The following is a 12,528-nucleotide window of genomic DNA, read 5'->3' as shown; positions in this document are numbered from 1 at the left end:
CTTAGGTTACGCACTTCTCAGTGCTAAACTTGTATTTTTGTAAAAAGAATTTACAAATGTTAAAAAAAGGAACCAAACTCTACAGTATTTTAACAGGAACTTGCCCTAGATGTCACCAGGAATCAATGTATACCTCAACTAATGCCTACCAATTTTCAAAAACACTTGAAGTAAATGAAAATTGTTCACATTGTGGTCTTAAATACAGAATGGAACCATCATTCTTTTATGGTGCAATGTACGTAAGCTACGCTGTAGGGGTTGCATTTGCAGTCGCAGCATTTATCATTTCTTTCTTATTTCTAGGAACAACCTTATCAACATCCTTTATAGTCATAGTTGCTACCCTAGTTATATTTATGCCTGTCATCATGAGATTAAGCCGTAATATTTGGATCAACTTTTTCATTAAATACAATCCAAATTGGCCCAACCTTAAGAATAATAACGCTTAAATCGATCAATAGAAATTGCGGCCTCTAAGGGCTCTTTCGCTTCAATGAATTGGTAAAGTTGTTCCGCTACATAAGGAGCTATCATTACACCTCTTGAGCCTAAACCGTTAATGATATAAATATTATTATACTCAGGGTGCGCACCTACTAATGGCCTTCTATCACTTACAGTAGGTCGAATTCCGGCTTCCTGAGATATCAATTCAAATGAACAATTCATAAAATTCTTTAATTTCCTCAACAACTCATTTTTAGCCTCTTCAGTAACATTTTGAGTTTTATCATCCTGTTCATAGGTAGCACCTATCTTATACATGTTATCCCCCAAAGGAATGATAAAAGCTCCCGATTTAATCACTTCATTTACATTCAATTCTTCCGATCGAATAATAAGCACCTGCCCTTTTGTACCTCGTAATGGCAAATAATTAAAAAAGGGATTATTTTTTAGCCCATAACCCTCACAAAACACTAAATGCTTTGCACGAATGTTTTTATATGTTACTCCATCAACATCAGACGTTATCGCCGTATAATCAAAAGTCTCCTCATAGAACAACCCCTCTTCCTTTAGTCTCCGTTTATAATCTTGTTGTGCCTTCCCAAAATCTACTCTACCAGCATGAAGTACTTCACCAAATCCATAGGGAGCATTAATGGTTGTATAAGAGTTCTTCCTAATATTAGAGGACATATACGGTTGAAGTAACGGATTATCAGTAGCTGAAAACCAATTATTCTGTTCCTCCACTGAAGAAAATATGCGATAAACTGGCAATGGAAAATTAAGTGAACAACCTAAAAAATCCTCCATATCGGCATAAAAAGGTGCTAGCTTGGCCAACTGAGCATCAGCTTGCCACACCGGCGTAAACCTCTTCAAAATAACTGGGTTATACATTCCACCTGCCACAGATGAAGATTTTTGTGAACCATCATCAATGACCACAAATGATCGTCCTTTAGACCGTAGCGTATGTGCTAATCCTATACCTGCCAATCCGGCTCCTACAATGAGATAATCTACCATAATGCAAAAGTAAAAAACGCTTCGGTTTCCCGAAGCGTTTTTTTATAATGAGTATATTATTATTAATAACTCCACATATCCTGTTCTCTATCACGAATACTTTCGCGTATACGATTAGATTCTAGGAGAAGAAATAATGCATTATCATGAACATAATCTTCTACCATTCTATCACCATACACATTATCCTCTTTATAAATCATTGCATTAAAACGACGTGAATTTAACAAATGATCAAAGGATATAGGCATAGCGGAATTGCGATTATTAAACGCTTTAGCCTCATGAAGAATATCTCTAGCTCCTGGGAACCAAACCCAAAACAATTCAACCAAGGCAGGTTCATCATTGTCTATGAAATTAACATCAGGTGCCACTGGAGCAATTCCTAGAAGACGGTACTTTAGTTCGCCTTGACGAATGTCAAAATACCAAATTCCTTTGATTCGATACTGTGCAATGTCAGCTGCAGTCAAATCCCTACGAACAATAAATTCGGGAGAAACTTCTTCACCTGCATTAATTTGATCGTATCCAGCATCAAGCGTATCTATTTTTGAAAGTGTAGCTCTCAAGTCATCAAAACTGCGTCTTTCAGTAAAATAAGAATCTACATATACGTCTTTAAGCGTTCCATCTTTAAAGTTCTTAAGAAGCACATCGTATAAAGAACGACGGTCTGAACTCATATCAATCGTATCGATTGGATACAAGAGTGGAAAATTAATACGCTCATTAAGATCAATCACTTCCCAAACAGTTTTGGACCAGAGGATGTCTCTGTCATCTACATAGCCATAAGGTAGCGGTTTATCATTATCAGCAGCTTTTTGTGCTTCGGTACGCAACCCTATTTCTTCCGGCTTTTTTGCATTGAGAATGTTGGCCTGGGCCGCGATTTCTTGAGAAACAAAAGCGGAAACAACGGCTACTATTACTACTCTCCAGTTCATAATACGCATGTATAATCGTTTAGTTTGTTATTTCTACCACTACAGGGGCAACCTTCTTCAATCTATATGAAGTGTTTCCTATAATAGAAGCTTCAATATCAAAAATTTGCACTATATCGCCACGTTTAGCACGTTTAATAGCATTAATGGCGCTTGAATTCATCTTACTTCCAGTCACCTGAACACTAGGTTGACCAGGTACAGAAATTTTAAAAGAACGAACACTCAATTTCAAATCAAAATCAAAATCCTCAAGCATTGCACTAATAGTTGCAATCTCTAAGTTAGCACGTGGTAAACGAACCTCTCCAGATTGGCTACTAACTGTACCAGTTGGACGTGGAATATCTTTAATACGGAAGGTCTGACTAGATGGATACTTTTTACCATCTATTTCCCCTGTTACATTAATAGTTACTTCTCTTCCGGTACCTGGATTCATAACGTACTTACTTCCTCCAGATCTTGATAATCCTGGAGCTGACGCATTTACTTTATTATCCGGAACACCAGGCATTGAGATAGTAATTGGGTTGGCAACACCTCGGTACACCACATTCATTTTATCTGCTGAAATTACAGCAGCGTTTGGCTTAGGTATAGTTGAGAATGTTTGGCTTACTTCAACAGGAAGACGTTCGCCATCCTGATCAAAATATAGATTACCTGTAATTTTGTGATCACCTGCATTCCCTGCACCCACATTCAATTTAACTTTTCCTTCGGTTATTTCATATTCACTGGCCGATAATTTACGTCCATCAAGGAAAAGTTCTACTTCATTAGGCTTAGTTGAGTTATCCTTTCTTCCTAAAACTATTGATCCATCGAATCTTTCACCTTGATAATAAGCTCCTTTAGTTTGCTCCAATAAGGTGGTATAGTTAGTCATGGAAATTTCAGACTTCAATTGCCCTTGGAACATGGCATTGAATACATCCTCTTCTGTTGACTTCACCTCCGCTTGCATTTGCGTAATCTTAGTTAAAGATGCAATCAAAGGAAATCCTTCAAAATGATAATTTAACCAATCTACCGGGCGACCATCTCTGTTTTTAACCTTACCATTATCTCCAGTATTAAACCTAGTTTTAACAGCTTCTTTAACTTCAGGATTACCTTCACCAAGGATGGTTAAAACACCCTCTCTATACGCATTGATTTTATCAACAAATTCTTTTCCTTCGGTAGAATAATTTCCTCCCTTAAAAAAGGTTTGATCAAGAAAATCAGCTTTATCCATAACCTCATAGTCAGACTTATCACTTAACTTTTCGGTCATTCTATTCTTTAGTGTTTCCAAATAACTATAATAATCATCTGAAAGCTGCTTTACAGCTTTAGCTTTATTAAGTGGCTCACCAAATTTGTCTGGCTGCTCTGAAGCCTTTAGCTCAAGTGCTGCAAAAATATTAGCATTATTTGTGTTGGCTTTAGTATTTGATGACTCAATCTTTTCATTCATCAATCCAAAGGCCGATAATACTTCTTTACTCATATTAAGCGCCAACATAGCGATGAACACAAGATACATCAAGTTGATCATCTTCTGACGCGGCGATAAATTTCCTCCTGCCATAGTAAATTGTTTTTAAGTTGGTTATTGTTGCAAGACTTAATTACGGTTCATCGCAGACAACATGCCACCATAAACACTATTCAATGAAGACAAATTACTGGTTAAAGATTCCATTTGCTCTTTTAGCTTACCTGCATTATTTGCTACTTCCTCCTGTATGGATGCTTGACGATTAGCACTTTCTAATTGTACCTTATACAAGCTATTTAGAGATTCCATTTGTGCAGCAGCCAACGAAAGTTCCTCACTATATCTTTTTGTAGAATTCATAGCATCAGCGGTTGGAGCAATTCCTTTAGCGGCTCCAGCAAAATTCTCAATGCTTTCGCCTAGAGAACTCATCAATGCTGAATCAATTTTAGCTTCCTTCAAAATATCGTCTAATTTTTTAGACAACAAACCTTCGACATCCTCATTTGATACATTTTTTGCTTTACGAGCAGTAGCCTCACCTCCTTTTAATTCTGGATATACTAACGCCCAGTCCAAATCGTCATCAACAGGCTCAAAGGCAGAGATAGCAAAAATGATAGCTTCTGTAATAAGTCCTATGGCTAATAAGGTTCCTCCCCCTAACGTAAATGCTCCTAGGTTTAGTTCCCAGTGAAGAATTTTAAAAAGCGCCCCTAAGATTACAATAGAAGCCCCAAGGCCATAAGCCATGTTAAATAGTTTCTTAGTTGATTTTGATTGTGCCATAATAAATTAAGTTAATGTAAGTTGGTTAAAATTATTTTCTTTGTTTCTTAAATACACTCTGCTTTCCACTGGTAGCTTCTGTACCCATGTAATCTTGTACAGTTCTAAAACCAATATAGCTTCGGGCAGTGTCTTGGTACTCAAAAGCTCGTGTGCTCACTTGGAGAAAGTAAGCCACATCTTTCCATGACCCACCGCGAATTACCTTCCGTTTATTGTCGGTATCATAAGCATTTGGGTTCATAGTTGAAACATATTCGTAGGAATTGGGGTCATACGATGAATTAGTCCATTCAGCCACATTACCTGCCATATTATACAAGTTGTAGTCGTTTGGATCATACGATTTTGCTTCTACAGTATACAAAGCCTCATCCGCTGCATAATCACCACGAAGCGGCTTAAAGTTAGCCATGAAACATCCTCTGTCATTTAGGATATAGGGACCTCCCCATGGATAAGTAGCAGACTCTAAACCACCACGTGCGGCATATTCCCACTCTGCCTCAGTTGGCAATCGAAAATTATTAACCGGCTGAAGTCCACGAGATTTTTGATATCCGTTTTTAAGTAGTGTACGCCATTCACAAAATGCTCTTGCTTGATTCCATGTAACACCAACCACCGGATATTCTCCATAGGCTTGATGCCAAAAATAATCATTATGCATTGGCTCATTGTACGAATACTCAAAGTCTCTTATCCAAACTGTAGTATCAGGATAAATTTTTAACTCTTCATCACGTAAGAAATTTTTATCTTTACGTGTCTTTGACTGAACGGCAGCATTGATATCTCTCCACTGATATTTAAACACCAGTTTATTAACATCAATAGTACGTCTACCATTGTATGTCTGATCAACAGGAATGTACATAGAGTCCATTACCTCTGCATAATACTGATCAGGATACTTTGATGTACTCCACTCAATTTTTATTTTTTTGTTCAACTTTCTTCCTTCATAACCGGTAGGACCTAAACCTACATAATTATTAAACATGTACTTCTCGTACTCGGTCATGTTAGTTGTATCAGCATCTAAAAATGCATATTCACCTATCCCACCGTCATCCGGGGTAAGCTGCATTTCGTCTGCCAAAATTGCCAATCTCGTGCGTACAACGGAGTCTTTTACCCACTCCACAAATTGCCTGTACTGACTGTTTGTAATTTCGGTCTCATCCATGTAAAAAGATCGTACGGTAGCTGTTTTGGTAGGAGCATTGTATAACTGGGCAACATCGTCATCAGGTTTACCCATAATAAATGAACCTCCTGGCACTAATGTCATCCCGTAGGGCTTTTCTGGATGCCACTTTTTACCTGGAGCACCTACTAATTCACCTCGATCTTTTTTACCACAGCTGTAGAGAAATGTAAGTACTGCTATACACAATAATAGCTTCTTCATAAATTTTGAGGTTAAATTGGTTTGCTTAGATTTAAGGACGTAAACCTATCTATTTATTTTCAAATAAACAATAGTAAATTAAAAATTCTAAAAACTACAATCACTTGTATTTTCAATAGATAACCGGCTTTTTGTCATTAAAATATTGTTATTTAGTTATTATTTTTCTTATATGCCCTCCACCATCTTTCTGGCACAATATCATTACATGCATCCAAATAATCTTGGTGTGTGCAAGGTAATAACGCAAGTCTGTGTAATTTATTATCTAAATTTATTGTCATCGGAATTTCAATCCACCAACGATCCGTTTTATTACTCCTAAAAAATTGCAATTCCACCTCCTCCGTTGGCACTATATACTTGGTATAGTCCTCTTTAGAAGTAAACGGATACTCATTAGCCCGAAAATTAAAACCTTCAATAAAATACCAAATTATTTGCGCTTCTAATTGAGAAAACAATTCGCCCGATTGAGTTTCAAAAAGCCCAAACACAGCAACTTTATCACTTATGCCCGCATACCTGGAAATTGCACAAATCTCTCTTCCGTTAAAACCATTAGGGTTCACATGAGAGCCACCTCCCAAAGTTGACCCTTGCACAGAGGTCATATCAACACTAACCAAATCCGCATCACGCAAAATAGGCTCAACCATACTCACATCCGAAATAACATTCCCTAAACGATAGGTTTCAAAAAACAATCGTTCCATTAAATCTAATTCTTCCTGCGCATTGAAATAAGTTTGATACCCGATATTACTATAATTAAAAAGATTTGTAGGTTGTTCCATGACGATTTTACTCATATACGAATCTGTAGAGATCAGTTCATCATCCATTCCAAAATCAAATCGGCTATCTACTGAAACCAAATTCACCATTTGTTCCAACTGATCAAATGCCCGATAAACTGCAAAGGTTAAATCCTGGCTTCCGCCAATTACAATAGGAACAACTCGCTGTTTTATAAGATATGCTACAAGAGTTTTTATGGCGTAATAGGTGTCTTCCAAAGATTCTCCAGGAATAATATCTCCCAAATCGGCAATTTGCGCATGCCAATTACCGGGATACAATTTATAGAACTCTTCTCTAAAACTTTGGAGCACCTCTTTGTCCTTACTTTTAACTGTGCCTCCTCTAAACTCAGAAACTCCGAAAAGAACCAAGCGAACACCTTCAAGCGACGGCAGTCCTAATTGAAGGGTATGTATTTTAATAGAACGACCTAACGACTGTTTAGGAAGTAATTGATTTAAGGCTAAGATATAATCATCAACAGGCTTTAAAAAATCAAACTCCATTATTATTTTTTAGTTTTTGGTTTAGAAGCAGCTTTGGTTTTAGTAGTGGTCTTACTTTTTGTAGTGGTTTTTGTTTTTGCCTTAGCAGGTTTTTGTTTTTCGATTAGAGCCTGGGCTTGTTCCAATGTCATAGCAACTGCATCCACATCCTTTGACAGCTCAATTTTAGTTTTACCTTTTAGCAATGTGTGACGTCCCCAACGCGCTTTCTCGATTCGGATCCCTGCATCAGCCCAGTCATGAACAACCTTCTCTGATTCCTTTTTTAACTTATCTTCTATCAACTCCTGTATATCACCTGAAGAGAGATGGTCAAAATCATACTTTTTATTGACATTTATAAACATTCCGTTCCATTTAATAAATGGGCCAAAACGTCCAACACCCTTGGTAACTTCCAATCCTTGATAGTTGGCAATAGGAGCATCCGCCTTTTGTTTACCCTTTATTAACTCAATAGCCCTGTCTAAAGTAACGTCAAAAATATCTTCCCTTTTCTCTAGTGAAACAAAGGATTTCCCAAAGCGAACATAAGGTCCGAAACGTCCAGAGTTCACTTCAACTTCTTCTCCTTCATAACTTCCCAATTTTCTTGGAAGCTGAAACAATTCTAACGCTTCCTCAAAAGTAATTGAATCAATACTTTGTCCTGGCAGTAAACTAGCGAATTGTGGCTTTTCTTCATCCTCGACAGTTCCTATCTGCGCCATTGGTCCGAAACGACCTAAACGAACACTGAGAGGTTTGCCACTTTTAGGATCTACTCCCAACACTCGCTCTCCAGTCTCTCTTTCAGCGGTTTCCTCAACATGAGCTACTTGAGGATGAAAATCGCTATAGAAGGCTTTCATCATCTCGGTCCAATCAGTTGTCCCTGAGGCTATATTATCAAAATCCTCTTCAACCTTAGCCGTAAAATGATAGTCGAGTATATTTTCAAAATGGTTAACCAAAAAATCATTAACAATCATTCCGATATCAGTAGGCATTAACTTTCCTTTATCAGCACCAACAACTTCAGAAAGAACCTTCTCTTTCAAATCATTATTAGCAAATGTTAGCTGTACATAAGAACGCTTATCACCTTCTGCAGTACCCCTCTCAACATACCCTCTGTTTTGAATAGTCGAAATGGTAGGTGCGTATGTAGAAGGTCTTCCAATACCTAACTCTTCTAATTTTTTTACCAAAGATGCTTCTGTATATCTAGCAGGAGGCCTGCTATATCTTTCTGTAGCTGTAATATTCTTATTCTCAAGATTCTCCCCTACACGCATGGCAGGTAACATTCCCTCTTGCTCTTCCTCTTCATCGTCATGACTCTCTAAATATACTTTTAAAAACCCATCAAAAATCAACACTTCTCCTTGAGCGACAAACTGCTCTTTATGAGTAGAAGCATCAATCTTCACATTTGTTCGCTCCAATTCTGCATCGCTCATTTGCGATGCTAAAGTTCGCTTCCATATTAAATCATACAAACGTGCTTGATCCCTATCAAGTGTCAAAGAATGCACTGACATATCCGTTGGACGTATTGCCTCATGGGCTTCCTGAGCGCCTTTACTTTTAGAGGCATAATTCCGGGGTCTAGAGTATAACTCCCCGTAAGTACTTATTATTTCTGTCTTGGCTGCCTCTATTGCTTCTGGAGAAAGGTTAACACTATCAGTTCGCATATAGGTGATATACCCAGACTCATATAAACGTTGAGCAGTACTCATGGTTTTACTTACTGAAAAATACAGTTTACGCGCTGCTTCTTGTTGTAATGTAGAGGTTGTAAATGGTGCAGTTGGAGACTTTTTAGCGGGCTTAGTATCCAAATCAGCCACCGTAAATTCTGCATTGATGTGTTTATTCAAAAATGCTTCGGCTTCTTCTTTGGTGTCAAAAGCCTTAGGAAGTCTGGCTTTTACTAATTTCCCTTCGGAAGTGACGAATTCGGCAGTTATTTTAAACGAAGCCAAAGGTGTAAAATCTTGAATTTCACGTTCGCGTTCTACTATAAGCCTTACTGATACTGATTGAACTCGCCCAGCCGATAGACCACTTTTTACCTTTTTCCATAAAACCGGAGAAAGTTCATATCCTACTAATCTATCGAGTACTCGTCTTGCTTGCTGTGCATTCACAAGATTATAATCAATCCCTCTTGGATTTTGAATTGCTTTATCGATAGCATTCTTAGTAATGGAGTTAAATACAATACGTTTGGTTTTTGAAGGATCTAACTCAAGCTCTTCAGCTAAATGCCATGCAATAGCTTCTCCCTCCCGATCCTCATCACTAGCCAACCAAACCATTTCTGCTTTTATTGCTAAGTCTTTTAAATTCTTAACCAACTCCTTCTTGTCTTTAGACACTCGATATTTAGGTTTAAAATCTCCCTCAACATCTACGCCTAATTCTTTAGAAGGTAAATCAGCTATATGTCCATAACTGGAAGCAACTTTAAAATCTTTGCCTAAAAATTTTTCAATTGTTTTTGCCTTCGCAGGCGACTCCACTATTACTAAATTCTTTGCCATCAACACCAATTTTAGGTTACAAAAGTATGCGATTTTTTTATTATCGGTGGCTTTTTCAATTTAAGAGAGCCTACTCTTGGGTATTTTCCAAAAATTGAGAGGATTTTTGAGCTTCAGAATTTTTCATCAAATCTACATACATAACATACTGTGGCATATAACCAAAGTATGCTGTTGCAATAATCCCAACAAAGCATAACAGGTAACCTAGACTAGACATTATAGAGGCAAGAATAATCAATCCAAAAGCGAGAAGCCATTTCTTATTTCCAATAGAAAAGCTAATTTTTAAAATATCCGACACACCCCAATGTGGATTTAATGCATAAACAACATTTATAAAACTCAGCGGAACCATTACATAAAATATCGGCAATACACATAGTAATACAGCAACAATCGAAATACCAACTGTAAGCAATCCCAACACTATTGACTTAACCAAGTATGGTCCTTTTAAATAAGCGAAGTAATTCGACGAAATAGACTCACCACTATCAGCTTGTGAACATACCTTAAAAAAACTCGCCATTAACCCAGTAGAAATAGCAGATATTCCTACAATTAGAATTAGATAAGAAAATCCTAAAACTAAACCTCCGTACAGACTAATCTCTTCATAAGAATTATATGACTCATTTAATACATTTTCAAAACCAATAACCATGAAAAATGGAAGGTAAAATACTATAAAAAGAGGTATTATTAAGGCAATACCCAATAACACATGCAATACACCTTGTACCCATATTTTCATATATAAATCTATAGATCTGCTTAATAAATTACTAAAATCCAACGGTTTGTTGGCATTGATAATGGCTTGCACTTCGGCTACACTTTTCATGGATTGGTTGTTTTATTTTTCAGTCTAAAAATAGTATTAATTTGTAATAGTATGCAAAAATACTCAACACCTTACCTGTAACGCCTGTTTACGATTAGAATTACAACACTAAAAAGTTGCGTTAAATTGAGCTGTCAATTTGTCACTACATCACTTTATATTTTATCTTTGCATCCTTATTGTAAGTTTCATACAAATAAATTCGGTTCATGGAGAAGATTATTGACGAAAAACAGCAAGGTAACAGCCTTGTTATGGAGCAGAAAACAGAAAACCAACGCAAACTATACATAGAAAGCTATGGCTGTCAAATGAATTTTTCTGACAGTGAAATTGTGGCCTCTATACTATCCAAAGAAGGTTTTAATACAACCCAAATTATGGAAGAGGCTGATTTGGTATTGGTAAACACCTGTTCTATTAGAGACAAAGCCGAACAAACTATTCGTAAAAGACTGGAGAAGTTTAATGCTGTAAAAAGAATCAATCCCGGAATGAAAGTAGGCGTTCTAGGATGTATGGCGGAACGACTTAAAAGTAAATTTTTAGAAGAAGAAAAAATTGTTGATATGGTGGTAGGTCCGGATGCTTATAAAGACCTTCCCAACCTTATTCAAGAAATCGATGAAGGTAGAAATGCAGTAAATGTTATCCTCTCCAAAGATGAAACCTATGGAGATATTGCTCCTGTGAGACTGAACAGTAATGGTGTAACTGCATTTGTATCCATTACTCGTGGCTGTGATAATATGTGTACTTTCTGCGTAGTTCCATTCACCCGAGGACGTGAACGAAGTAGAGACCCGCAGTCTATTCTTGAAGAAATTGGTGATTTAGTTTCAAGAGGTTTCAAAGAAGTTACTCTTTTAGGACAAAACGTAGACAGCTACCTTTGGTATGGTGGTGGGCTTAAAAAAGATTTTGACAAGGCTACAGAAATTCAAAAGGCTACTTCGGTAAATTTTGCAAAACTATTGAGCATGACAGCAGAAGCTTTTCCAAAGCTACGTATTCGATTTTCTACCTCCAACCCTCAAGATATGACATTGGATGTAATTGAAGAAATGGCCAAATACTCCAATATCTGCAAATACATTCATTTACCTGTTCAAAGTGGAAGTGACCGAATACTTAACTTAATGAATCGTCTTCATACCAGACAGGAATATTTTGAACTTATAGATAACATTCGACGTATTTTACCAGATTGCGCTATCTCACAAGATATGATAACTGGGTTTCCAACTGAAACAGAGGAAGACCATCAAGATACCCTAAGTCTTATGGAGTATGTGAAGTATGATTTCGGATTTATGTTTGCATATTCAGAAAGACCTGGTACTCTAGCTGAACGAAAAATGGAAGATGATATCCCAGAAGAAACAAAAAAACGTCGTCTCACCGAGATTATTAACCTTCAACAAGAACACAGTTTATTTCGCACTCAACAACAAGTAGGAAGAACCGTGGAAGTTTTAATAGAAGGAAACTCAAAAAAATCAGATGCACATTGGATGGGTCGTAATACTCAAAATACGGTCGTCGTATTCCCCAAGGAGCATTACAAAATAGGTGAGTTTGTAAACGTAACAATAACCCATTGTACTTCAACCACGCTTATAGGTGAACCGATCGGATATTCAGAAAACAACTAATTGTATCGTAAAAGGCTACGAAAACCTTTAAATAAATTTTATGTAACCCATTTAG

General features: G+C 37.0%; 10 protein-coding genes. 2 read left to right on the top strand and 8 right to left on the bottom strand.

Annotated elements, in window-relative coordinates:
• Positions 1-56 precede the first annotated feature (56 nt).
• Positions 57-455, top strand: coding sequence for a DUF983 domain-containing protein (locus tag PT603_RS13495; RefSeq protein ID WP_008237832.1), 399 nt, complete (start codon positions 57-59; stop codon positions 453-455).
• Here the strand turns inward: PT603_RS13495 and PT603_RS13490 are convergent.
• The 8 genes from PT603_RS13490 to PT603_RS13455 form a co-directional block, all read right to left on the bottom strand.
• Positions 436-1,485: an NAD(P)/FAD-dependent oxidoreductase gene (locus PT603_RS13490; RefSeq protein ID WP_008237831.1), complete on the bottom strand. Its 1,050-nt coding sequence runs from the start codon at positions 1,483-1,485 to the stop codon at positions 436-438. The genes PT603_RS13495 and PT603_RS13490 overlap by 20 nt on opposite strands.
• Before the next feature lie 62 nt (positions 1,486-1,547).
• Positions 1,548-2,438: a type IX secretion system ring subunit PorN/GldN gene (gene porN / locus PT603_RS13485; RefSeq protein ID WP_008237830.1), complete on the bottom strand. Its 891-nt coding sequence runs from the start codon at positions 2,436-2,438 to the stop codon at positions 1,548-1,550.
• A gap of 19 nt (positions 2,439-2,457) precedes the next feature.
• Positions 2,458-4,017, bottom strand: coding sequence for a type IX secretion system motor protein PorM/GldM (gene porM / locus PT603_RS13480; protein WP_008237829.1), 1,560 nt, complete (start codon positions 4,015-4,017; stop codon positions 2,458-2,460).
• 36 nt (positions 4,018-4,053) lie between these two features.
• On the bottom strand, positions 4,054-4,716 hold the full coding sequence (gene porL / locus PT603_RS13475; protein ID WP_008237828.1) for a type IX secretion system motor protein PorL/GldL: 663 nt from the start codon (positions 4,714-4,716) through the stop codon (positions 4,054-4,056).
• A gap of 31 nt (positions 4,717-4,747) precedes the next feature.
• The gene (gene porK / locus PT603_RS13470) at positions 4,748-6,130 is read right to left on the bottom strand and encodes a T9SS ring complex lipoprotein PorK/GldK (protein ID WP_008237827.1); all 1,383 of its coding nucleotides are present in this window, start codon (positions 6,128-6,130) and stop codon (positions 4,748-4,750) included.
• A 152-nt stretch (positions 6,131-6,282) separates the two neighbouring features.
• Positions 6,283-7,440 (bottom strand): formimidoylglutamase, encoded by a 1,158-nt coding sequence (locus tag PT603_RS13465; protein WP_008237826.1) that lies wholly within the window; start codon positions 7,438-7,440, stop codon positions 6,283-6,285.
• A 2-nt stretch (positions 7,441-7,442) separates the two neighbouring features.
• Complete coding sequence (topA, locus tag PT603_RS13460) at positions 7,443-9,971, bottom strand: type I DNA topoisomerase (RefSeq protein ID WP_008237824.1); 2,529 nt, start codon at positions 9,969-9,971, stop codon at positions 7,443-7,445.
• Positions 9,972-10,041: 70 nt separating this feature from the next.
• Positions 10,042-10,818 (bottom strand): hypothetical protein, encoded by a 777-nt coding sequence (locus tag PT603_RS13455; RefSeq protein ID WP_008237821.1) that lies wholly within the window; start codon positions 10,816-10,818, stop codon positions 10,042-10,044.
• Positions 10,819-11,027: 209 nt separating this feature from the next.
• On the opposite strand from PT603_RS13455, the gene miaB reads away from it, so the two are divergent.
• Positions 11,028-12,473, top strand: a complete 1,446-nt coding sequence (gene miaB / locus PT603_RS13450) for a tRNA (N6-isopentenyl adenosine(37)-C2)-methylthiotransferase MiaB (protein WP_008237820.1) — start codon at positions 11,028-11,030, stop codon at positions 12,471-12,473.
• Positions 12,474-12,528: the final 55 nt, after the last annotated feature.

Origin of the sequence: Imtechella halotolerans, assembly GCF_028743515.2 — a bacterium.
Taxonomy (GTDB): Bacteria; Bacteroidota; Bacteroidia; order Flavobacteriales; family Flavobacteriaceae; genus Imtechella; species Imtechella halotolerans.
This window is presented reverse-complemented; position numbering and strand designations above follow the sequence as displayed.

Coding starts and splice junctions, on each gene's coding strand:
- PT603_RS13495 (WP_008237832.1), top strand. CDS start 57: ATGTTAAAAAAAGGAACCAAACTCTACAGTATTTTAACAGGAACTTGC.
- PT603_RS13490 (WP_008237831.1), bottom strand. CDS start 1,485: ATGGTAGATTATCTCATTGTAGGAGCCGGATTGGCAGGTATAGGATTA.
- porN (WP_008237830.1), bottom strand. CDS start 2,438: ATGAACTGGAGAGTAGTAATAGTAGCCGTTGTTTCCGCTTTTGTTTCT.
- porM (WP_008237829.1), bottom strand. CDS start 4,017: ATGGCAGGAGGAAATTTATCGCCGCGTCAGAAGATGATCAACTTGATG.
- porL (WP_008237828.1), bottom strand. CDS start 4,716: ATGGCACAATCAAAATCAACTAAGAAACTATTTAACATGGCTTATGGC.
- porK (WP_008237827.1), bottom strand. CDS start 6,130: ATGAAGAAGCTATTATTGTGTATAGCAGTACTTACATTTCTCTACAGC.
- PT603_RS13465 (WP_008237826.1), bottom strand. CDS start 7,440: ATGGAGTTTGATTTTTTAAAGCCTGTTGATGATTATATCTTAGCCTTA.
- topA (WP_008237824.1), bottom strand. CDS start 9,971: ATGGCAAAGAATTTAGTAATAGTGGAGTCGCCTGCGAAGGCAAAAACA.
- PT603_RS13455 (WP_008237821.1), bottom strand. CDS start 10,818: ATGAAAAGTGTAGCCGAAGTGCAAGCCATTATCAATGCCAACAAACCG.
- miaB (WP_008237820.1), top strand. CDS start 11,028: ATGGAGAAGATTATTGACGAAAAACAGCAAGGTAACAGCCTTGTTATG.